We start from the raw sequence: 21,022 nt of genomic DNA on the forward strand, positions 1-21,022 counted from the left end.
ATGCGCTTATCTGCAAACGACTTGAACTTGCTCTGCCAATGCGCGATTGCCGCCGCTTACCAAGCCGGACATATCATTGAAAGTCACGCCGGCCGGCCGGTTGCGGTCGGTAATAAAACCGGCGGCGCCAGCCTGGCCGCTCAGGTGGTGACCGAAGTGGACCACCTCAGCCAGCAGGCGATTTTGCAGGCCTTGCAACCGGCCTGCGACATGTTCGACTTGGCGGTGTTGTCGGAAGAGCAGGCCGACGACGGCAGTCGGCTGCGCAAAGACTATTTTTGGTGTATCGATCCGCTGGACGGCACCTTGCCGTTCATCGAAGGGGTGGCGGGCTATTCGGTGTCGATCGCGCTGGTGGACCGCGCCGGCAGCGCAATAATCGGCGTGGTCTACGATCCGCTGGCGCGCAACTTGTATAGCGCTGTGCAAAACGGCGGCGCCTGGCGCGACGGACAACGGTTAGCGCTGCCGATAACGGCATCGCGCGGCAACATCCTGAAATTTATCACCGATAAGAGTTTCGCCGCCGATCCGCTCTACCAAGCGGCTGAGGCCGGACTGGAGCGGCTGGCACTTGGTTTGGGTTATGCCGGTGCGGCACTGGTATTGCAGGGCGGCGCGGCAATGAACGCCTGCCAAGTGTTGGTCGATGCGCCGGCCTGTTACTTTAAATTCCCTAAACCGCAGGCCGGCGGCGGTAGCGTTTGGGATTATGCGGCCACGGCGTGTTTGTTCCGCGAGGCCGGTGCCATTGCCTGCGATATGTTCGGCAACGATTTGGAATTGAATCCCCAAGGGTCCTTGTTCATGAACCGTTGCGGCGTGTTGTACTGTGCGGATCGCGAGTTGGCGCCAGCTCTGGTCGAGCTGTACCGGCAACTGCAGAACTCTTGTTAAACTGCTCTGTAAACACCGTTTTTAGCTATGCCATTGGGTGCCGAGGCATTGGATTATCCCGCACGGAGCAGCGGCGATGAATGGCGGCCTGGCTAACAAATCCGCCGGGCGGGCCGGCGCGGCGGGCTGATTATGCACCTTCAGGCAATTGTAATATTACCGACAATCGGCGGCCGTTTTTGGCTTTACAGTCGCTTCTGTGTGATAGACTGCTATAATCGAAACGACTTACTTTTGGATTTTAACCTTCGGAATCAATCACTATCCGTAAGATGTTAAACAGGAGATTATGGATGCTGAGACATAACTTAGAGAATGATGGCAACAAGCAGGGCGAAGTGGAGCTGTCGCGACGCAGCTTTTTCGGGCGCTTGGCGGTGGGCGCCGTTTTATCTATCGCAATGCCCGGCGTGGTTCATGCTGCCAAAAGTGCGGCGGTTAAAGCCGACAAGAACCATAGAACCGGAAAAGCGGCAAAAAGTGCGGCACGCCTGCCCAAGCACGAAGCGATTCAAGCCGCTAAAGCCGCGCGGCACGGCGATAAAGCGGTAACTGCGCATAACGGCCATAAATCGGCGCTAACCCAGCACGGCCGGATACAACTGGCGCACGCTGAGCGCCATACGCAATCCCAAGCCAGAGTCCGCGACGTTTACCATGGCAAGAAGCACGGCTTCACTACCGCCCAAGTCAGCCACGGCCATGACAGCGGCGGTAGAGTCCATTCGGTGATCCGTCCCGGCCAACGCGAACCGATCATCACGCTGGACCAGCAACCGATGTTCGTGGCCGACCGCGGCAGGATGACCTCGCACCGGGCGCTGGCATTTCAAAATCCGCACACCGGCGACAAGTTGAATCTGACTTATTTCGAGAAAGGCCGCTATCTGACCGATGCGCTGGAGGAAATCAGTTTCTTGCTGCGCGATTACCGTACCGACGACGTGCATCCGATCGACCCCGAGTTGCTCGACCAATTACACGACTTGAAGCAAATGTTGGGCTTGCAACAACCGTTCGGCGTGATCTGCGGCTACCGTTCGCCGTTGACCAACGCCAAACTGCACGCCGAACATACCGGCGTCGCCAATAACAGCTTTCATATGCACGGCCGCGCGGTCGACATCCGGATCGAGCGCTTCGATTTGCGCCGGATCCACAACGCGGCGGTAGCGATGCATCGCGGTGGCGTCGGTTATTATCCGGAGTCCAATTTCATCCATCTGGATACCGGGACGTTCCGTACCTGGACTTTCTAGCTCGTTCGCGCTCAGCCGCATAAAAAAGCGCCGTTTCCGGCGCTTTTTTATGCCCGCACCGTTCCGGTCGCTACTGGCTGGCTGTCGCTCCTGCCATTTTGCCGCTTGCCGCCAACTGGTTGCTGCCGGCGCTGGGCGCCTGCAATTTGTTCAAGGCTTTCTGCAGCAGCTCGTCCTGGCCGTAAATGTCCGGATAAACGTGCAGTTGATTGGTGTGGTCGACAAAGGTGGTCGCGTAATAAAACAGCACCGGCACCGACCGTTTCAACGTGACGTGGCGGGTTTTCGGTGCCGACATGGCTTGTTCTATCGTGTCCTTGTCCCAGCCTTGTTGGTCGCCCAACACGAACTCGGCCAGACGCTTGGGCTCTGACACTCTGACGCAGCCGTGGCTCAGATCACGCCGCGGCCGGTTGAACGCCGCCCGGCTGGGGGTATCGTGCAAATACACGTCGGCGGTATTCGGAAACACGAATTTGACCCGGCCCAACGGGTTCTTTTTGCCGGGGCGCTGGCGAGCCCGCATATAACTGCCGCCGCCTTTCTCTTCGCTGTTTTGGTGTTTGACCAGCTCTATTTCCTGGCTGGCCAGATAACCTTGGTTATTGGCCGCTTTCGGCAGGATTTCCTTTTCGAAAATATTTTTCGGAATATTCCAGTAGGGCATGAATTCCAGATATTTCATTTCCTCCCACAGCACCGGCGTTTGCTTGTCCGGCGATTTGCCGACGATGACCTTCATATTGATCGGATTGGCGTCATCGGGCGAATTGAAGGCCCATAATTCGAAAGCCGGGATATTCACTAAAATCATCGGGCCGTCGCTCGGATCGGGAATCCAGCGCGAGCGCTCCATCGCCAATTCCAACTGCGCCAGTTTTTCCTGCGGTGGCCGGTTGAATAAGGCGGCAGTGGCGCTGCCGATCACGCCGTCGGCTTTCAGACCCTGCTGTTGCTGGACTTTTTTCACGGCTTCGGCCAGGTCGGAATCGTAAATCTTGCTGTCGGGATTAGCGTTATCGGCAATCGCCCCCATTGCCAGCAGGTTTTGCCGTAGGTAAACGATGTGCGGATGCTTGTCGCCGGGTCGCAGTTGTTTGCCGGGCTTGAATTCGTGCATCGCGGGCTGGCCGGCCAAAGGCTGCAGGCGGTTCCAAATCTGCTTCAACTGCTGGTATTGCCTGGCTTTGGGCTCGAACACGGTTACCAGCTCGCCCAGCGTCTGCGCTTCCAAATGCTGTTTCAACAAGCCGGCGATATCCAGTGCAGGTTTGGGCGCGATATGTACCGGGTATTCGACGTCGCGCGGATCGACCCTGCCTTGGCGCAAGTCGTGCAGAAAACGCACCAGCGATACGGTCAGGGCCACGTCGTAGCTGGCTGCCGTCGCATTATCGGGCAGCGGAGCGGCGACCCATTGTTTCAAGCGCTCGACATCGTAAGCGGCAGGAATCAATGCATTGCCTGGCGCGTTGTCCAATATGCCGAATAAATCGGTCAGGTTTTTTTCGGAACGGTTGGCGTTAAGCCAAATCGGTTGAAAATTGCTGGCTTGGTAAATTTGCACGACATAGTCGCTGATTCGGCTGAAATCGGGCCGAGCCAGCAGGGGATGTTGCCGGCTGAGCAACAGGTTACCGATAGGATTGTCGGCCGGAATGAAACTGGCGGCGGGGGTGGCCTCTATTGCCGCCGGCAGCGGTGCCGCGACCTCGGGCAGCGCGGCAGGCATGTCCGCCGCCAATACCGGCTCCAGGCCCGCGTAAGAGATGCAGGCCGCCAACGCAAAGCAGGCGCGGCTTGGACGCGAATCTTTCAAGGCATTCGGTAGGTTTATCATGATTAGGCGGATTGTGTTCCTGAATGAAGGCTGCCGCAGGCGGAAGCGTACCCATTTCCGGTCAAAGTATATTGCAAACGGCTAATATTGCTTTTTTTCGGAGACGGTTGAATTTTAAACCAGTTGCCGGCAGAAGCCAGGCGAAATCGGCATTTCGCCAATAAAAACCGCTATTGCCGATTGCTTCGCAGCCCGACTAAGCCAATTCAGCTAGATAATCCGCCAAAGCGGCTGCGACCAACTGCCGATGATGGCGGCTTAAGACGCTGTCGCTTGGCACGGGGCCGTAGTTTTGCTCTATCAGGTGGCGGGCATTTGCCAGAAAATGGCGTTTCAGTACCGAGTCTTCCGGGATGGCCGCGCTTGTGCCGGTTGCTTCGGTCGCTTGTGCGACCGCTTCCGGCTGCATGGCGGTTAAGGCGGCAGCGTGCGTCGTTGGGTGCAGGCTCGCCGCCTGGATTTGCCGGTAATGGCGCAGCAATACCGAGTCGGTCGGGTAAGGCTGTGCTAGCGCGGCGCGTTCGGCGGCGCGTTGCGCCCAATAATGCCGATTCAATACCGAATCCTGCGGTGCTTGCGAAATTTCAGTGACCGCGGAAATAGCGGCGTCTCGCTCCATCGCTTGCGGTTCTGCCGCGGCCGCAGTTTCCGTCTCGACGAGTTGCGGTTCCTGAGCCGCGTCCGTCAGGTCGGCGATTGGTTCGGGTTCGACCACGGCCGGTTCGGATGGCGCAAATGCCGGAGTTTGCGGGGTTTGCAGGCCTTGCCCGGCCTGCTCGCCGACCAATCTCTTTACGAACATCGAGCCGCGGCTGGAAAAAATTTCCCGGTCGGTGACGACTTCCGGCGCAGTCAAATAAGCTTTCGCCCCGTACAAGGCCGCCGCCACCAAAACCAAATCGAACAAAGTTTCCACGCATTTCCCCCCTATGTAATTACTATTTGCTGCGCACCGCCCCGGCGTCTGCGTTTTCCGGGCCGGAGTCAATTAAAATGCCATTGACCAAGAATGGCTATCATTACATAAAGTTAGCAAAAATTTGATTAGTAATTTCTAGTAAGGTTTTTTCGATGGCGGCGGGCTGGCAATTTTGGATCGACAGAGGCGGTACCTTTACCGATATCGTAGCCTTGGACCCGGACGGCAAGGTGGCGGTGCGCAAGTTGCTGTCGGAAAATCCGGAACAGTATCCGGACGCCGCGTTGCACGGCATAGGCCGGATTCTGCAGGAATTCGGCGCTGGCGGGAAGGTCGGGATAGCCGCCGTCAAAATGGGCACCACGGTCGGTACCAATGCCTTGCTGGAACGCAAGGGCGCGCCGGTCGCTTTGGTTACCAATCGCGGCTTGCGCGATTGCCTGTATATCGGCTACCAAAACCGGCCGGATATTTTTGCATTGCAGATCCGCCGGCCGGAACCGCTGTACCGGGCGGTGGCCGAAATCGATGTCCGCGTCGGCGCGGACGGCCGGGTAGTGCAAGCGCTGGACCCGGATCAGGCGAACGCCGAATTACGGCGGATTTACGACCTGGGTATCCGCAATCTGGCGATTGTGTTGATGCATGCCTGGCGCTACCCGCAACACGAATTGGCGTTGGCGGAACTGGCGGCCGGGATCGGCTTCGAGCATATTTCGCTGTCGCATCGCGCCAGTCCGCTGCCTAAATTCGTCGCCCGCGGCGATACCGCGGTGGTCGACGCCTACCTGTCGCCGGTGCTGCACCGTTACGTCGCGCAAGTCGAAAACGGCTTGCCGGCCGGCGCATCGCGCCCGGGCCTGTGGTTCATGCAATCGAACGGCGGATTGGTGCGGGCCGCTGTCTTTCACGGCAAGGACAGCATATTGTCGGGTCCGGCCGGCGGCATGGTCGGCGCGGTTGCCGCGGCCAAACGTGCCGGTTTGGCCAAGATCATCGCTTTCGATATGGGCGGTACCTCTACCGATGTTGCCCACTACGCCGGCGAACTGGAGCGCAGCGTCGATAACGAAATCGCCGGCGTCCGCATCCGCTCGCCGATGGTGGCGATTCATACCGTCGCCGCCGGCGGCGGCTCTATTTTGCATTTCGACGGTTTGCGCTGCCGGGTCGGGCCGGACTCGGCCGGGGCCAATCCCGGTCCGGCCTGTTACCGGCGCGGCGGGCCGTTGACGGTGACCGACGCCAATCTGCTGCTCGGCAAATTGCCGGATTTTCCGGCGGTGTTCGGCCCTAACGGCGACTTGCCGCCGGACCGAGTCCGGGTAGAGGTCTTGTTTGCGGAGCTGGCGGAGCGGATATCGGCGGGCGGCGAATCCCGCAGCCCGGAACAAGTCGCCGAGGGTTTTTTGGAAATTGCCATCGAGCATATGGCCGAGGCCATCAAAAAAATTTCGGTGCAAAAGGGCTACCCGCTCGCCGACTACGCCTTGTGCTGTTACGGTGCGGCCGGCGCGCAACACGCCTGCCTGTTGGCCGAACGGCTGGGCATGCGCAGGATATTGCTGCACCCGTTGGCCGGTGTGCTGTCGGCATACGGCATCGGCTTGGCGGATTTTCGGGTACTGAAGCAAGCTGCCGTGGAACGCTTATGGCAGGAAACCGATGCAGACGAGTTACACCGCCGCTTCGCGGAGTTGGAACAAGCCGCCCGCCGCGAACTAGCCGAGCAAGGCCTGGATCGGTTGCCTATCTCCAGCCGCTGGAGTCTGGCCTTGCGTTACCAAGGCAGCGATACTGCGTTGACGCTAGCCTACGCCGATCCGGCCGCGCTGCCGGAACGTTTCGCCAGTGCCTATCGCCGCCAATTCGGTTTCTGTTACCAGCGTCCGGTGGTGATTGCCAGCTTGCAGGTCGAAAGCGTCGCTTGCGATGCGCAGCCCCCCGATATGGCGCCAGCCGCCTCAGGTTGCCGTAGCGGCCAGCCGCAACGCCGGACGCGTCTGTTCAGCCGCGGCCGCTGGCTCGATGCGCCGGTATACCGCCGGCAACAACTGGGCGTCGGCCAAATTGTGTCCGGTCCGGCCGTCGTGCTGGAGCCGACTTCGACAATCGTGGTCGAACCCGGCTGGCAGGCCCGTTTGCAAAGCAACGGCGATCTGCTGCTGACCGGAAACGCTAGCGAATTTACCCCTACTGCGTTAGCCGCCGGCCCCGATCCGGTGTTGCTGGAGATTTTCAACAAGCGTTTCATGTCGGTGGCCGAGCAGATGGGTTTCGTGCTGCAAAACACCGCGCATTCGGTCAATATCAAGGAGCGGCTGGATTTTTCCTGCGCAGTGTTCGATGCCGGCGGCAACCTGATCGCCAATGCTCCGCACATCCCGGTGCATCTGGGCTCGATGGGCGAGAGCGTCAAGGCTTTGTTAGTTAACCAGCGAGACAGTCTGCAGCCCGGCGATGCTTATTTGCTGAACTCTCCTTACGCCGGCGGTACTCATCTGCCGGATATCACCGTGGTGACGCCGGTATTCGGCGCCGAGCGGCAGTTGCTGTTTTTCGTCGCCTCGCGCGGCCACCATGCCGACGTCGGCGGCATTTCGCCCGGATCGATGCCGGCCGGCAGTCGCCATATCGACGACGAAGGCGTGATTAGTGCCGGCTTGAAAATCCTCTGCGCCGGCCGGTTTCGAGAAGCCGAGATACTGAAATGGCTGGCCGGCAACCGCCATCCGGCGCGCAACCCGCAGCAAAATCTGGCCGATCTGCAGGCACAAATCGCTGCCAATCAAAAAGGCGGACAAGAATTATTGGCCATGGTTGCCGATTATTCGTTATCGGTGGTAACGGCTTATATGCAGCACGTGCAGGACCACGCCGAGGCCTGTGTGCGCCGCTTATTGCAAACGCTGGCCGGCGGCAGCTTTGTTTACCCATTGGACCAAGGCGCCAGCATTGCCGTCACTGTCGCCGTTGACCGGGACTCGGGAGGTGCGCGCATCGATTTTTCCGGCACGTCGCCGCAATTGGCGGACAATTTCAATGCGCCGGCGGCGGTGTGCAAGGCCGCCGTGCTGTACGTGATTAGGACGCTGGTGCAAGACGACATTCCGTTGAACGCCGGCTGCCTGAAGCCGCTGGAGATCGTGATTCCGGCAGGCTGTTTGTTGAATCCGCACTATCCGGCCGCCGTGGTGGCCGGCAACGTCGAAACCTCGCAATACGTCGTCGATGCCTTATACGGCGCATTGGGGATCATGGCTGCGTCCCAGGGGACGATGAACAACCTGACCTTCGGCGACCGCGATTACCAATATTACGAAACCATTTGCGGCGGCGCCGGAGCTGGAGACGGTTTTGCCGGCAGCAGCGGCGTGCATACTCACATGACCAACTCGCGCATTACCGATCCGGAGATTCTGGAACAACGCTTTCCGGTGCTGTTACGCGAATTTTCGTTGCGCCAAGGTAGCGGCGGTGGCGGGCGTTACCGCGGCGGCGACGGCGTGGTGCGCCGCATCGAATTTTGCCGGCCGATGTCGGCGGGTATTTTATCCAGCCATCGACGCCAGCCGCCGTTCGGCATGCACGGCGGCGCGCCCGCTGCGCCCGGCGTCAATCGGTTGCTCAAGGCCGGCGGCGAGATTGTAGAGTTAGCCGGCTGCGCCGAAATTCAAGTCGCCGCCGGCGACTGCATCGTGATCGAAACGCCGGGCGGCGGCGGTTTCGGCGCCGACGGCTAGAAATCGCCGAGACCTTGCAGATTCGGTTTTGCCCGGTAGCTTAACCCCGAGAACCTTGCTATCCAACGCTCACGCCAATCCGATCATGACGACAACTGCCGAATTCACGCTGATTTACGATAGCCACTGTCCGATTTGCCGCCGCGAGGTGGCTTGGCTGCAATCCAGGAATGCCGCCGGCTGCATCGCGTTTCAGGATATCCATGCCGACGGCTTCGTGCCGGAACGTTTGGGCGTTACCGAGGCGGAGCTGATGGCGGAAATTCACGGGGTGCGGGCCGATGGCTCGTTGGTAAAGGGTATAGACGCGTTTTACGCGACGTATCTCTTGGTCGGATTGGGTTGGCTGGCCGCGCCTTTGCGCTGGCGTTTGACCCGGCCCCTGTTTGCCAGGCTCTATGCCGTTTTTGCCCGCTACCGTTTGCCGCTGGGCGCCTTGTTGGCGCGAAAGCGCTGTCAAACCGATTGCCGGGTTTGAGCACGCCGCCCGGCGTTAACGGATCAAGTCGTCACTCGTCGTAAAGTTCGTTCCGCGCCCGGCGGCTGACTTGGTAGACGTTGCGGGCATCGAATACGTTGGCATAGGGTTGAACTTGATTGGAATGTTTGACGTGGCAACGGCGGTCGCCCTTGCGTTGCTCCAGAATTTCGACCGTGACGAGCTGCTGGCCGGCGCGGCGGTCGTTTTTGCCGGATCGAATGAAGTATTCGCGAACTTCGACGACTTTGTTGTTAAAGCGCTTGCCGTGCAGTTTTTTGATGGCCTGGCGCCCGGCTTTGTCGTCGTCGATGAAGACTCTGCCGTGAAACGCCAGCCCATTGGTTTTCGGGTTTTTCAGGCAAAAAATATCGGTCTTCAAAATATGGCCGATTTTGAACGGCAGCCAAAAGCAAAAGCGCAATGCCGGTGCGACGAAATCGGCCAATTCGTCTTCCTGGGAAGCGGAAGGAATATTTTTTACGATCAGTATCATAAGTGCATACCGCGATAATTCGCGCCCAACGCGTTGCCGCTCGCAGAAAAACCCGTCTCGAGCTTAGCCGTTGCAGGGCTGTTGTCCGTTAGTTAGCGTCAATCCCGAGGATTACTTTAACCCTACATATGACTTCCGGCCAGTGGAAAAAATCCCTAGGTTTGGTAGCGGAATTCGGCAACGGAAAGTGGGAAGTTTTGCGCTCCCGATTAGCGAAAAATCGGCATCGGCTTTGTATGGTCGGGCGATACCGAGAGTTGGCCCGGAAACGGCAGGCCGGCCGGCGGCATAGGCTAAACGGCCTGCCGCCTAACGGTATATCGCTTTCGGGTCTTTTAATACCGCTTCGCTGACCTGCCAATCGCCGTCTTTAAAGCTGCGGAAGAAACAGCTTTCCCGGCCGGTATGGCAGGCGATACCGCCTTCCTGCTCGATTTTCAATAGAATCACGTCGCCGTCGCAGTCCAATTGCAAATCGATAATTTTTTGGCGGTGGCCGGACTCCTCGCCTTTGCGCCACAAGCGTTGCCGGGAGCGCGACCAATAGACGGCGTAGCCTTCGGCGACGGTCAAGGCCAGCGATTCGCGGTTCATCCAGGCAAACATCAATACTCGGCCGCTGCTGTGGTCCTGGGCGATGGCCGGCACCAAGCCGTCCGCGGTCCACTCGATTTGATCCAGCCAGGCGGCGTTCATAAGCGCACCTCGATCCCGCGCGACTGCATGTGGCGTTTGGCCTGTTCTATCGTATATTCGCCGAAATGGAAAATACTGGCTGCCAACACCGCATCGGCCTTGCCTTCGAGAATGCCGTCCGCCAAATGGTCCAGGTTGCCGACGCCGCCGGAGGCGATGACCGGAATGCTGACGGCTTCGCTGATCGCACGGGTCAAGGCCAAGTCGAAACCGGATTTGGTGCCGTCGCGGTCCATGCTGGTCAACAGAATTTCGCCGGCACCGTATTCTTTCATGCGCACCGCCCAGGTCACGGCATCGATGCCGGTCGGTTTGCGGCCACCGTGGGTAAAAATTTCCCAGCGTTCCGCCTCGCCGTCCTGGCTGACTTTTTTGGCGTCGATCGCGACGACGATGCACTGCGAACCGAACTTGTCCGACGCTTCCTTGACGAATTCGGGCCGGAATACTGCGGCACTGTTGATGCCGACTTTATCGGCGCCGGCGTTCAGCATGCGGCGGATATCGTCGGCGGTACGGATGCCGCCGCCGACCGTCAACGGGATGAACACCTCGCCGGCGACTTGCTCGACGACATGCACCATCGTCGCCCGGTCGTCGTGGGTGGCGGTAATGTCGAGAAACGTGATCTCGTCGGCGCCTTCGCGGTCGTAGCGGCGGGCGATTTCCACCGGATCGCCGGCGTCGCGGATATCGACGAATTTGACGCCTTTGACGACGCGGCCGTTATCGACGTCCAGGCAGGGAATGATGCGTTTGGCTAGGCTCATGGCGGGGTGCGGCTCAATCCTCGCCGCCGAAGGACGCGGCCAGTTTCGCGCCTTCGGCGAAATCGAGCGTACCTTCGTAAATGGCGCGGCCGGTGATCGCGCCCATGATGCCTTCGTGGGCCACGGCGCCCAACGCGCGGATGTCGTCCAGATTGGTGATGCCGCCGGAGGCAATGACCGGGATGTGCACCGAGCTGGCCAACTTGGCGGTGGCCTCGACATTAACGCCCTGCATCATGCCGTCGCGAGAAATATCGGTATAGATAATGGCGGCGACGCCGTTGGATTCGAATTTTTGCGCCATATCGATCACATCGTGGCGCGACAATTTGGACCAGCCGTCGATGGCAACTTTGCCGTCGCGGGCGTCGAGGCCGATGATGATGTGGCCGGGAAATTCGATCGAAACGTCGCGGACGAAATGCGGCTCGCTGACCGCTTTGGTGCCGATGATGACATATTGCACGCCGGCTTCCAGATAGGCCTGGATGGTGTCTTCGTCGCGAATGCCGCCGCCGATTTGGACCGGCACTTGTGGATAGGCTTCGACGATGGCGTGGATCACGTCGGCGTTTTTCGGCTTGCCGGCAAAGGCGCCGTCCAAATCGACCAGATGCAAACGCTTCGCCCCCGCTTCAACCCAGCGCCCCGCCACCGCTACCGGATCGTCGGAGAACACGGTGTCGTCTTCCATACGACCCTGGCGCAAGCGGACACATTTTCCTTCCTTCAAGTCAATTGCGGGTATCAGCAACATATCTAAATCTCGACAGTTTAATCACTATTTCAAAGGGTTAGTAAAGCCAGCGTTGGGATGCCGGCGGTTACACCGTCCCGTCCCAGGCTAGGAAGTTTTGCAACAACTGCAAGCCGACCGTCTGGCTTTTTTCAGGATGAAATTGCACGGCAAACAGATTGCCATCGGCCAGTGCACAGGTGAAGGTTTGCGGATAATCCGCGGTGGCGGCGGTATGGCGCGCGTCGTCCGGCACCGCGTAATAGCTGTGCACGAAATAGAATCGGCTGCGGTCCGGGATGTTTTTCCAAAGCGGGTGCGGCTTTTGCTCGACTCGATTCCAGCCCATGTGTGGAATTTTCAGTACGTTGCCGTTATCGTCGCGCAGATCGTCGGCAAAACGCCGGACATGGCCGGGCAATAGGCCGAGACAGGCGACGCCGCCGTTTTCCTCGCTGTCGGTTAACAAGGCTTGCATGCCCAGGCAGACGCCCAACAACGGCTTATCGGCGGCCACTTCGCGAATGACCTCGGCCAAGCCGCTGCCGTGCAAAGCGCTCATGCAATCGCGGATCGCGCCGACGCCGGGAAACACTACCCGGTCTGCGCGGCGGATGGCTTCCGGATCGGAGCTGACCAGTACTTGGCTGCCGCTATCGGCATGTTGAAGCGCTTTGGCAATGGAATGCAGATTACCCATTCCGTAATCGATGACGGCAACTGATGGCATAACAGTTAGAGTTTTCGGGTCAAGGGTTCGCAGCGGCTAAGAAGCGGTTTACAGAGTGCCTTTGGTGGACGGCATGATGCCGGCCATGCGCGGGTCGGGGCTGATCGCCATCCGTACCGCCCGGCCGAATGCCTTGAAAACGGTTTCGGCAATGTGGTGGGCGTTGCCGCCTTTCAGATTGTCGATATGCAAGGTCACGCCGGCATGGTTGGCGAAACCCTGGAAAAATTCCTTGAACAGGTCGACGTCGAAATTGCCGATCAGCGCGCGTTTGAATTCGACATCGTAAAACAAGCCGGGACGGCCGGAAAAATCTACGACCACTCGCGACAACGATTCGTCGAGCGGGCAGTAAGCGTGGCCGTAGCGGTAGATACCTTTCTTATCGCCGAGGGCTTTGGCAACCGCCTGGCCCAAGGTGATGCCGATATCCTCGACGCTGTGGTGGGCGTCGATATGCAAATCGCCGTGCGAGACGATTTCCATGTCGATCAGACCGTGTCGGGCCACCTGGTCCAGCATGTGGTCCAAAAACGGCAGCCCGGTAGTGAACGCGGCTGAGCCGGTGCCGTCGAGATTGACCGATATCTTGATCTGGGTTTCGAGGGTGTTGCGTTCAACCTGAGCGGTGCGTGGGTTCATGCTAATGCGGGTAACTGGGTCCGGCGCTAGTTTACGTGATTGTTACGGCTACGCCAAACTCTTGCTGGCGATCTCGTAGACATCTTTAGACAAATGGTCGGTGGCGACGATACGCTGTAATTCCTGTTTCATCAAGCTTTGCCGGTTGGCATCGTAACGCCGCCATTGCGCCAGTCCGCTAACCATGCGCGAGGCAATTTGCGGATTCAGCGCGTTTAGTTCGATCACGCGGTCGGCCAAAAACCGGTAGCCTTCGCCGTTGGCGGCGTGGAAATGTAACGGGTTGGACTGGCTGAAGGCGCCGACCAGGGCTCGGACCCGATTCGGCGTTTTCATGTCGAAAGCCGGATGCCGCAGCAGGTTCTGCACCTTGGCAAAGGTGTTCGGCATGCTGCTGGTCGCCTGCAATGTGAACCATTTGTCGATGACCAGGGCTTCCTGCTGCCACTGCCGGTAAAAACTGTCCAGGCAATCGTCTTGGTCGGGATGGCGGCTGTTGACAATCGCAGCCAATGCTGAAATTTGGTCGGTCATATTGCGGGCGGCGCGGAACTGCTGCTCGGCCAGACGGTGGCTGTCGGGCGTTTCCAGTTTGCTCAAGTAGCTCAGGCAGGTGTTTTTCAGGCGGCGGCGGCCGACCGCACCGGCATCGAAGCAGCCGGATTCGTCGCGGTGGTATTGCCGGTAAAGTTCCAGAAACTGCTCCGCCAAATTCTCGGTCAGCGTTTTTTTGACGAACTCGCGGGCCTGGTGCACGGCTTCGACGTCGATAACCGGCATCTGGCCCGACAAGTAACTTTCCTCGGGCAACGCCAGCAGCAAGGCTTGGTAAGACAAGTCGCCTCCGGCATCGGCCAGCACTCTGCGGTAGGCATCGACGACGACAGGTTCCAGTTGCAAAGGCCGGCCCAGTTCGATGCTGTCGATCAATTGGAAAATGGCCTGGGTCGCCAATTGCTGGCCGGCCTCCCAGCGGTTGAAGGTGTCGCTGTCGTGGCTGAGCAGGAAGGCCAGCTCGTCCAGGCTGCGCGGCATTTGCAATGTCACCGGCGCGGAAAAGCCGCGCAGCAACGAAACCACCGGCTTGCCGGCCAGATTGCCGAAGCTGAAGCTTTGTTCGGCCTCGGTCAGGTCAAGCGTGACTTCGGAATGCCGTTGGCCGGCGAACTCGAAAGTGGCCGGCGAGCCGTCCGTATTCAGCAAGCCCAGTTTTACCGGGATATGTAACGGTTGTTTGACCGGTTGGTTCGGCGTCGGCGGACAGCTTTGGCGCAGCGTCAGTTGCAAGCGGCCGTTGGTTGCATCGTAGTCTTGTTCGACCGTCACTACCGGCGTACCGGCCTGCGAGTACCAGCGGCGGAATTGGCCAAGTTCGACGCCGTTGGCATCTTCCAGCGCCTTGACGAAATCTTCGCAGGTGACGGCCTGGCCGTCGTGGCGTTGAAAATACAAGTCGCAGCCCTTACGAAAACCTGCCGCGCCGAGCAGAGTATGCAGCATGCGCACCACTTCCGCGCCTTTTTCGTAGACGGTCAGCGTGTAAAAGTTGTTGATCTCGATATAGGCTTCCGGCCGCACCGGATGCGCCAAAGGTCCGGCATCCTCGGCGAATTGCCGGGTACGCAAGGCATTGACGTCTTCGATGCGTTTCACGGCCGGCGAGGTCATGTCGCCGCTGAATTGCTGGTCGCGAAATACGGTAAAGCCTTCTTTCAGGCTTAACTGGAACCAATCGCGGCAGGTCACCCGGTTACCGGACCAGTTATGGAAATATTCGTGGCCGATCACGCCTTCGATATGTTCGTAATCGCTGTCGGTCGCGGTATCCGGCCGGGCCAGCACGAACTTGGTGTTGAATACGTTCAAACCCTTGTTTTCCATCGCGCCCATGTTGAAATGGTCGACGGCGACGATCATGTACAAGTCCAAGTCGTATTCCAGGCCGTAGGTCTGCTCGTCCCAACGCATCGCGTTTTTCAGCGATTGTATGGCGTGGCGGCATTTATCGACGTTGTGCTGTTCGACGAAAATCTGCAAGTCGATGCGCCGGCCGCTCATCGTCACGAACTGGTCGGCGACGCACGCCAACTGCCCGGCGACCAAGGCGAACAGATAGCACGGTTTGGCGAACGGATCTTCCCAACTGACCCAATGCCGATTGTTCTCCAACTCGCCGCTGCCGGTTTTGTTGCCGTTGGACAGCAATACCGGGTATTTGGTCTTGTCGGCCACCAGCGTGGTTTTGAAGCGGCTCATTACGTCCGGCCGGTCCAAAAACCAGGTAATTTTGCGAAAACCCTGGGCCTCGCACTGGGTGCAGAGCATGCTGCTGGACAGGTACAAGCCTTCCAGAGCGGTGTTGGCTTGCGGGTCGATCAGGTTTTCGATCAGGATTTCGAAAGGCCTGTCCTGCGGCGCTTCGTGCACGATCAGCGCTTCGTCGCCGACCACAAATTCGTTCTCCTGCAGCGGCCGGCCGTCGATGGCGATACTGAGCAATTGCAATTCCTCGCCCCACAATTTCAGAGCGACACTGTCGGCCGAGCTGTGCGGATTGCGCCTGACGTTCATTCTGGCTTGCACCCGGGTGCGCCGCTCGTCCAATTCGAAATGCAATTCGATTTGGTCGATCAGGTACTCCGGCGGCGTGTAATCTTTCAGGTAGACGGTTTGCGGGCTGGCATCGCGCATTGCTTATCGCTCTTCAGTTTTGACGGGTTGCGGTTTATAGGAAATCAACCAATAGGTTAGGCCCAGAGACACGATCACCGCCGCAATCGCGACGATGTAAGCCGGGTCCAGGTCCTTGAAATCCAACATGATCACTTTTCGGGCTACGGCCATTAGCGCCGTGGCGATGACCATTTTAATCGGCAGCGTATCGTGTTTGATGTACAGCGTGATGTTGATGAAAATCTCGATCGCGATCAGTACGGCCATGAACGAACCGAAAATCAGCAGTATGTCCGAGACCGTCAACATCATAAACGGTTCCGCGACCAAGCGTTGATAGATCACGTACACCACGTCGGCCACGCCCCACAATATGACTAATACCATCAGCACCGCCAGGATGCGGACGGCGAAATGGATCACCGCATGCAATACTTTCAACAAGCCGTCTTCGGCGACCGGCGGCAATTTGACTTCCGGCTCGTCGCGCAGAGTGCGGCTGGCGCCGGGCCGCGACGGCGGCGAAGGGCGAACGGGCGGTTTGGATTCCATCGGTGTCTCCTGCTTATTCGCGAAGCGCGGCGTAGGCCAACAGGCCCCAGGCCGCCAGAAACGCCAGGCCGCCCAGCGGCGTAACCATACCCAGCCATTTGATATCGAATATCGCCAGCAAGTATAGACTGCCTGAAAACAGCAGGATGCCGAGCACCAATAACCTGCCCGCCCAGCGCAAGGCCGGCCGTGCCGGCAATTGCGCCACCAGGCCCAGCGCCAAGCTATGCCACATCTGGTAATTTACCGCGGTTTTGTAGATGTCCAACTGGTAGTCGCTCAGCAGATGTTTCAAGCCGTGGGCGCCGAACGCGCCCAACGCTACCCCGGTAAAGCCGCCCAGCGCGGCCAACGTTAAAAATGTCCGGCGCATTATTTCTCCAGCAAACGCGGCATCAGTTGCACCAGATTGCAAGGCCGGGTGCGGTAATCCAGTTGGTCTTTGATCAGCGATTCCCATGCCGTGCGGCAGGCGCCGGACGAACCCGGCACGCAGAATATGTAAGTGGCGTTGGCGACGCCGGCGACCGCCCGCGACTGCATCGTCGAACTTTTGATGTCCTGGTAGGACAGCATGCGGAACACCTCGCCGAAGCCGTCCAGTACCTTGTCCAGCAGCGGTAACACCGCTTCCGGGGTACCGTCGCGGCCGGTCACGCCGGTGCCGCCGGTCGTGATGACGGCATTGACGTTCGGATCGGCGATCCATTGGCTGACGGCGGCGCGGATCTGGTAAATATCGTCGCGGACGATTTTTTTCTCGGCCAACCGATGACCGGCCGCAAGCAAACCTTCGGCCAACACGCGGCCGGAAGTATCGTCCGCTTCGCTGCGGGTATCGGACACGGTCAATACCGCGATATTGATCGGAATAAATTCACGGGTTTCGCTCACGCCACAGGCCTCCAAATAATCGCTGCCGCATTCTAGTGAATGCGTCGCCGGCCAAGCAAGCGCTGATTGCGCGCTAACCGGCCATACCGGCGCGCTCGATAATGCCGTAAACTCAGGATTCGGATTCTTAAATCGGCGCAGGCGCCCAACCAGTATGCAAAATTCGCGTTACGAAAAAGCCGCCAGTCTGGCCGCGTTGGGCTTGTTGTTGTTTGCCTGCTACCAGGTATTGCAGCCGTTTGTGTTCGACTTGTTGTGGGCGGCCATCTTGTGTTTCGTCACCTGGCCGCTGTATTCCCGCTTGCGGGAATGGCATTTCAGCGCCAATCGCGCCGCCGCCACCATGGTGCTGCCGATCGGCATCCTGCTGTTGACGCCGTTCGCCACCGCCGGATTCAGCTTTACCGAAGACATCAACCGCTTGCTGCAATGGCTCAACCAAAGCGTGCACACCTGGCCGCCGGCCCCGGAATGGCTGGAACGGCTGCCATGGGTCGGCGATAGGGCCAAATCGGCTTGGCAAAGCATAGGCGAAGACACCAGTCGGCTGGTGAATCTGGCCCGCCCTTACGCGCTGGGCGCCGGCACCTGGATTTTGCAGCAAGGCATCAAGCTCGGCGGCCAGTTGATGCATATGGGCCTGAGCATTCTGGTGCTGTTTTTTTTCTACCGCGACGGCGAGCGGGTTGCCGAGCACGTGGTGGTTGCGGTGCGGCGCTTGGCCGGCGAACGCAGCCAGCGCATTCTGCACATCGTCGGCTCCAGCTTGCGCGCCGTGGTTTACGGCATCATCGGCACCGCGCTGGTTCAGGCCTTGGCCTCGATGCTCGGCTTTGTCGTCGCCGAGGTGCCCTACGCCTTCGCGCTGGGCGTCGTCGCCTTCTTTTTGATGTTGATCCCGGCCGCCGGCACCGTGGTCTGGCTGCCGGTTGCGCTATGGCTGCTGGTGGAAGGCGAAACCGGCCGGGCGGTTTTTATCGCGCTGTGGTTCCTGCTGTTCGTCGGCACGATAGATAATTGGTTGCGGCCGATCCTGATCAGCCGCGAAGTCGAATTGCCGTTCGTCCTGATCGTATTCGGTATCTTCGGCGGCCTGCTGGCATTCGGCTTCATCGGCGTCTTCATCGGCCCGACCCTGCTGGCGACCAGTTACGCCCTGGTGCTGGATTGGCTAATCAGCAACGAAGACGAGGATATCGCCGATGCCGGCGGCGATTGACGCGGTAAGCGAACCTCCCCGGCACATCGGTTAAGGTTTAGCCAACCGCTTGAGCCGGACCGGCAAGCCGCCTATCGGCCGCAGGCTAACCACCATTTCCATCTCCGCTTCGCCGGGATCGAGCAATTCGATAGCGTAATTGCGCACGATCAGGCTCAACAGCAACTGGCTTTCCAGCAATGCGAAGTGGTTGCCGATGCAAATCCGTTCGCCGGCGCCGAACGGCATAAAGGCAAAGCGGCGGCTTTGGTTGCCGAGAAACCGCTCCGGCTCGAACCGCTCGGGATCGTTCCAGAATTGCGGATGGTGATGCAAATTGAAGATATTGATCAAGGCCAGACTGCCGGCCGCGAGTCGGTAACCTTCGACTTCGGCGTCTTGGCGGATTTTGCGCATGATCACGCCGACCGGCGGCCGCAAGCGCAGCGATTCGTGCAGCACCGCCTTGCAGTATTCCAGCGTTTGCAGGTCGGCAAACTGCCAGTCCTCCTCGGCCGGCAAGTCCTGCAACTCCCGACGCAAACGGCCGAGTGCGTCCGGGTGCCGGGCCAGCAAGTACAGTGTCCAGCTCAGTAAATTCGAGGTGGTCTCGTGGCCGGCGCTGAAAATGGTCAGCACTTCGTCGCGCAATTGGCGGTCGCTCATGCCGGCCCCGCCATCTTCGCCGCGCGCCTGCAGCAGCATGTCCAGCAAATCGCCGCCGGCCGCCGCCGGATTGGCGCGGCGATGTTCGATGATGTCGTAGACCACGCCGTCCAAGGTTGCCATGGCCCGGTTGAAGGCGCGATTGCCCGGCGTAGGTACGAACGGCGGCAAGGCTAGCGGATTCAGCAGCGACGCGGCGGCATGGCGCAACGCCGTATCCAGCGCCGGGGCAATGGCCTCGATCCGGTCCAGGACGCTGGTACCGAACATGGTTTGGGTGATGACTTCCAGCGTCAACCTCATCATTTCGCTGCACAGATTGACCTGCGCGCCGTCGCCCAATCGGTGCCAGCGCCGCAGCATCTCGCGGCCGGCGGCGACGATTTGCGGTTGCAATGCGCTCAGGTTGCCGCGTTGGAACATCGGCTGCATCAAACGCCGCTGGTTGCGCCACAAGTCGCCGCGGCTGGTAACCAAACCCTGGCCGAGCACCAATTCCAGCCCTTTGGGTTTTTGCGGATCGTACATTTTGACGAACTTGTCGGCCTGGCGCACCAAAGCCTGTTCCGCCATGTCCGGATGGCTGAGCATATAAAACTGCCGGGTCAGCACGCGAAAGCCGACCGCGTCGCCGTAGTCGTGCCACCAGGCGGATAAGGTCCGGAACGGATCGGCGGCAAGCGGCCGCAGATGGCCTAACAGGAAATCGCCTTTGGCTTGCGGTACGGGTCTGGTGTTAGGCATCGGAATTCGCGAACTGGGCCGGTAGGCGCCGTTCCCGGCGAGCGGGGCGGGCGGAAACTGCGCCACTGTAACGGCTTATCCCGCCGTTACACAAGCCGTTCCGGCCGGACGGCGGCTTACAACGCCAGCGGTAGAATGCCGGCGGCGGCTGTTGTCACCCCCAATAGCAACGTCGCCAACGATTGGCGACCCAGCCGGGCGGCGCCGGCCAACCGCGTTTGCAGCTCGCGGTTGGCGGCCGCTTCGGCCCGGTCGTACAGGTCGAACACGCCGTTCAATGTCTGGGTGGCGTGCTCGAAAAAACCGGCCGGGTCGATTGCGGGGCGTTCGCTTGCCAGCAATTGTTGTTCGATATCGCCGACCAAACTATCGATGCGTTGCCGTACCTCGCCGAAGCTGTGCCGGAACTCGGCGCCGGCCATTGCCGACGGGGTCCGGGCGATGCCCGATTCGAGACGCTCGGCGGCATTGCGGATACGGGTCAGCAAATAGCCCAGCTTGATACGTTCGGTACTGAGGCTGCGCCCGGCGGCGGCGATACCGGTACCGATCGCCCGGGTTTGGCCGATCGCTTCGGCGGTGTCCGGCAACAAATGCCAGACGATCTCGACAAAACCGAACGGACAGGCGCTATCGCGGTGCAATTGGCTGCGTTCGGCGATGTCCCGCATCAAGTCCAGCACGGCGGCAATCAGTTGACAGTGGTTGTCGAAGCTTTGCTCGCGGGTGCCTTGCAATACGGTTGGGCTCAAGCTGCGCCAGCGGGATTCAATCGCCTCGAATCCGTCGCGATGCGCCGGCAAAGTATGCAAGCGCTTGGCGATCTGTTCTGTTTCGCGGCCGATTTCGGCTTGCAACGCCGAAATTTTATATTTGAAACTGGCATCGCCGTTCAGATAGCCGCTGGCCATGCCGCGATGCTGTTGGATTTTGCCGAGCAGTTGCTTCAGTTCGCGGTTGATGGCGATGCTGGTCTGCTGGCCGGCCAAGTGGGCGAGCCGGGTGCGGTTGCGGCAATGCCAGAGCGCGGCCAACACCGAACCGGCAGAGCCGGCGGCGCATAACAAGATTAAGGTATCGGTCATCGGC

Annotated in this window: 19 protein-coding genes; 5 read left to right on the forward strand and 14 right to left on the reverse strand. The window is 59.5% G+C overall.

Going from position 1 to position 21,022, the window contains the following annotated elements; all coding sequences use genetic code 11:
- Nucleotides 1-897, forward strand: coding sequence for an inositol monophosphatase family protein (locus tag MKFW12EY_RS01355; protein ID WP_054761494.1), 897 nt, complete (start codon nt 1-3; stop codon nt 895-897).
- Between the two features lie 293 nt (nt 898-1,190).
- A complete protein-coding gene (mepK, locus tag MKFW12EY_RS01360) occupies nt 1,191-2,156 on the forward strand; it encodes a peptidoglycan L,D-endopeptidase MepK (RefSeq protein ID WP_054761492.1) in 966 nt (321 codons plus the stop codon).
- Between the two features lie 70 nt (nt 2,157-2,226).
- Here mepK and MKFW12EY_RS01365 read toward each other — a convergent pair whose 3' ends face one another.
- Both MKFW12EY_RS01365 and MKFW12EY_RS01370 read right to left on the reverse strand, forming a co-directional pair.
- Nucleotides 2,227-3,996 (reverse strand): L,D-transpeptidase family protein, encoded by a 1,770-nt coding sequence (locus MKFW12EY_RS01365; RefSeq protein WP_245006406.1) that lies wholly within the window; start codon nt 3,994-3,996, stop codon nt 2,227-2,229.
- A 196-nt stretch (nt 3,997-4,192) separates the two neighbouring features.
- Nucleotides 4,193-4,912 carry a hypothetical protein gene (locus MKFW12EY_RS01370; RefSeq protein WP_054761484.1) on the reverse strand — a complete coding sequence of 240 codons (720 nt, stop codon included), beginning with the start codon at nt 4,910-4,912 and terminating at the stop codon, nt 4,193-4,195.
- 155 nt (nt 4,913-5,067) lie between these two features.
- On the opposite strand from MKFW12EY_RS01370, the gene MKFW12EY_RS01375 reads away from it, so the two are divergent.
- Nucleotides 5,068-8,658, forward strand: coding sequence for a hydantoinase B/oxoprolinase family protein (locus tag MKFW12EY_RS01375; RefSeq protein WP_221053879.1), 3,591 nt, complete (start codon nt 5,068-5,070; stop codon nt 8,656-8,658).
- A gap of 28 nt (nt 8,659-8,686) precedes the next feature.
- Nucleotides 8,687-9,136, forward strand: a complete 450-nt coding sequence (locus MKFW12EY_RS01380) for a thiol-disulfide oxidoreductase DCC family protein (protein WP_245006407.1) — start codon at nt 8,687-8,689, stop codon at nt 9,134-9,136.
- A gap of 31 nt (nt 9,137-9,167) precedes the next feature.
- Here MKFW12EY_RS01380 and MKFW12EY_RS01385 read toward each other — a convergent pair whose 3' ends face one another.
- From MKFW12EY_RS01385 to moaB, 10 genes are all read right to left on the reverse strand, one after another.
- Nucleotides 9,168-9,632 (reverse strand): RNA recognition motif domain-containing protein, encoded by a 465-nt coding sequence (locus MKFW12EY_RS01385; protein WP_054761482.1) that lies wholly within the window; start codon nt 9,630-9,632, stop codon nt 9,168-9,170.
- A gap of 309 nt (nt 9,633-9,941) precedes the next feature.
- The gene (gene hisI / locus MKFW12EY_RS01390) at nt 9,942-10,328 is read right to left on the reverse strand and encodes a phosphoribosyl-AMP cyclohydrolase (protein ID WP_054761480.1); all 387 of its coding nucleotides are present in this window, start codon (nt 10,326-10,328) and stop codon (nt 9,942-9,944) included.
- The gene (hisF, locus tag MKFW12EY_RS01395; RefSeq protein WP_221053880.1) at nt 10,325-11,098 is read right to left on the reverse strand and encodes an imidazole glycerol phosphate synthase subunit HisF; all 774 of its coding nucleotides are present in this window, start codon (nt 11,096-11,098) and stop codon (nt 10,325-10,327) included. Before hisF ends, hisI begins: the two co-directional genes overlap by 4 nt.
- 13 nt (nt 11,099-11,111) lie before the next feature.
- The gene (hisA, locus tag MKFW12EY_RS01400; RefSeq protein ID WP_064020193.1) at nt 11,112-11,855 is read right to left on the reverse strand and encodes a 1-(5-phosphoribosyl)-5-[(5-phosphoribosylamino)methylideneamino]imidazole-4-carboxamide isomerase; all 744 of its coding nucleotides are present in this window, start codon (nt 11,853-11,855) and stop codon (nt 11,112-11,114) included.
- Between the two features lie 67 nt (nt 11,856-11,922).
- Nucleotides 11,923-12,564 carry an imidazole glycerol phosphate synthase subunit HisH gene (gene hisH, locus MKFW12EY_RS01405; protein ID WP_054761477.1) on the reverse strand — a complete coding sequence of 214 codons (642 nt, stop codon included), beginning with the start codon at nt 12,562-12,564 and terminating at the stop codon, nt 11,923-11,925.
- 48 nt (nt 12,565-12,612) lie between these two features.
- The gene (gene hisB, locus MKFW12EY_RS01410) at nt 12,613-13,206 is read right to left on the reverse strand and encodes an imidazoleglycerol-phosphate dehydratase HisB (RefSeq protein ID WP_054761475.1); all 594 of its coding nucleotides are present in this window, start codon (nt 13,204-13,206) and stop codon (nt 12,613-12,615) included.
- Nucleotides 13,207-13,254: 48 nt separating this feature from the next.
- Nucleotides 13,255-15,897, reverse strand: a complete 2,643-nt coding sequence (gene pepN / locus MKFW12EY_RS01415) for an aminopeptidase N (protein ID WP_054761472.1) — start codon at nt 15,895-15,897, stop codon at nt 13,255-13,257.
- Nucleotides 15,898-15,900: 3 nt separating this feature from the next.
- Nucleotides 15,901-16,431 (reverse strand): phosphate-starvation-inducible PsiE family protein, encoded by a 531-nt coding sequence (locus MKFW12EY_RS01420; RefSeq protein WP_082409804.1) that lies wholly within the window; start codon nt 16,429-16,431, stop codon nt 15,901-15,903.
- Nucleotides 16,432-16,444: 13 nt separating this feature from the next.
- Nucleotides 16,445-16,804, reverse strand: a complete 360-nt coding sequence (locus MKFW12EY_RS01425; RefSeq protein WP_054761471.1) for a DUF423 domain-containing protein — start codon at nt 16,802-16,804, stop codon at nt 16,445-16,447.
- The gene (gene moaB / locus MKFW12EY_RS01430; protein ID WP_054761498.1) at nt 16,804-17,325 is read right to left on the reverse strand and encodes a molybdenum cofactor biosynthesis protein B; all 522 of its coding nucleotides are present in this window, start codon (nt 17,323-17,325) and stop codon (nt 16,804-16,806) included. The genes MKFW12EY_RS01425 and moaB overlap by 1 nt, the downstream gene beginning before the upstream one ends.
- A gap of 154 nt (nt 17,326-17,479) precedes the next feature.
- Between moaB and MKFW12EY_RS01435 the strand changes: the two genes are divergently transcribed.
- Nucleotides 17,480-18,544, forward strand: coding sequence for an AI-2E family transporter (locus MKFW12EY_RS01435; protein ID WP_054761470.1), 1,065 nt, complete (start codon nt 17,480-17,482; stop codon nt 18,542-18,544).
- Between the two features lie 30 nt (nt 18,545-18,574).
- On the opposite strand, the gene MKFW12EY_RS01440 is transcribed toward MKFW12EY_RS01435, so the two are convergent.
- Together MKFW12EY_RS01440 and MKFW12EY_RS01445 are read right to left on the reverse strand one after the other, a co-directional pair.
- Nucleotides 18,575-19,933 carry a cytochrome P450 gene (locus tag MKFW12EY_RS01440; RefSeq protein ID WP_221053881.1) on the reverse strand — a complete coding sequence of 453 codons (1,359 nt, stop codon included), beginning with the start codon at nt 19,931-19,933 and terminating at the stop codon, nt 18,575-18,577.
- Nucleotides 19,934-20,049: 116 nt separating this feature from the next.
- The gene (locus MKFW12EY_RS01445; protein ID WP_221053882.1) at nt 20,050-21,018 is read right to left on the reverse strand and encodes a nitrate- and nitrite sensing domain-containing protein; all 969 of its coding nucleotides are present in this window, start codon (nt 21,016-21,018) and stop codon (nt 20,050-20,052) included.
- Nucleotides 21,019-21,022 lie beyond the last annotated feature (4 nt).

Origin of the sequence: Methylomonas koyamae (genome assembly GCF_019669905.1) — a bacterium.
Classification (GTDB): Bacteria; Pseudomonadota; Gammaproteobacteria; order Methylococcales; family Methylomonadaceae; genus Methylomonas; species Methylomonas koyamae.

Coding starts and splice junctions, on each gene's coding strand:
- MKFW12EY_RS01355 (WP_054761494.1), top strand. CDS start 1: ATGCGCTTATCTGCAAACGACTTGAACTTGCTCTGCCAATGCGCGATT.
- mepK (WP_054761492.1), top strand. CDS start 1,191: ATGCTGAGACATAACTTAGAGAATGATGGCAACAAGCAGGGCGAAGTG.
- MKFW12EY_RS01365 (WP_245006406.1), bottom strand. CDS start 3,996: ATGATAAACCTACCGAATGCCTTGAAAGATTCGCGTCCAAGCCGCGCC.
- MKFW12EY_RS01375 (WP_221053879.1), top strand. CDS start 5,068: ATGGCGGCGGGCTGGCAATTTTGGATCGACAGAGGCGGTACCTTTACC.
- MKFW12EY_RS01385 (WP_054761482.1), bottom strand. CDS start 9,632: ATGATACTGATCGTAAAAAATATTCCTTCCGCTTCCCAGGAAGACGAA.
- hisI (WP_054761480.1), bottom strand. CDS start 10,328: ATGAACGCCGCCTGGCTGGATCAAATCGAGTGGACCGCGGACGGCTTG.
- hisF (WP_221053880.1), bottom strand. CDS start 11,098: ATGAGCCTAGCCAAACGCATCATTCCCTGCCTGGACGTCGATAACGGC.
- hisA (WP_064020193.1), bottom strand. CDS start 11,855: ATGTTGCTGATACCCGCAATTGACTTGAAGGAAGGAAAATGTGTCCGC.
- hisH (WP_054761477.1), bottom strand. CDS start 12,564: ATGCCATCAGTTGCCGTCATCGATTACGGAATGGGTAATCTGCATTCC.
- hisB (WP_054761475.1), bottom strand. CDS start 13,206: ATGAACCCACGCACCGCTCAGGTTGAACGCAACACCCTCGAAACCCAG.
- pepN (WP_054761472.1), bottom strand. CDS start 15,897: ATGCGCGATGCCAGCCCGCAAACCGTCTACCTGAAAGATTACACGCCG.
- MKFW12EY_RS01420 (WP_082409804.1), bottom strand. CDS start 16,431: ATGGAATCCAAACCGCCCGTTCGCCCTTCGCCGCCGTCGCGGCCCGGC.
- MKFW12EY_RS01425 (WP_054761471.1), bottom strand. CDS start 16,804: ATGCGCCGGACATTTTTAACGTTGGCCGCGCTGGGCGGCTTTACCGGG.
- MKFW12EY_RS01435 (WP_054761470.1), top strand. CDS start 17,480: ATGCAAAATTCGCGTTACGAAAAAGCCGCCAGTCTGGCCGCGTTGGGC.
- MKFW12EY_RS01440 (WP_221053881.1), bottom strand. CDS start 19,933: ATGCCTAACACCAGACCCGTACCGCAAGCCAAAGGCGATTTCCTGTTA.
- MKFW12EY_RS01445 (WP_221053882.1), bottom strand. CDS start 21,018: ATGACCGATACCTTAATCTTGTTATGCGCCGCCGGCTCTGCCGGTTCG.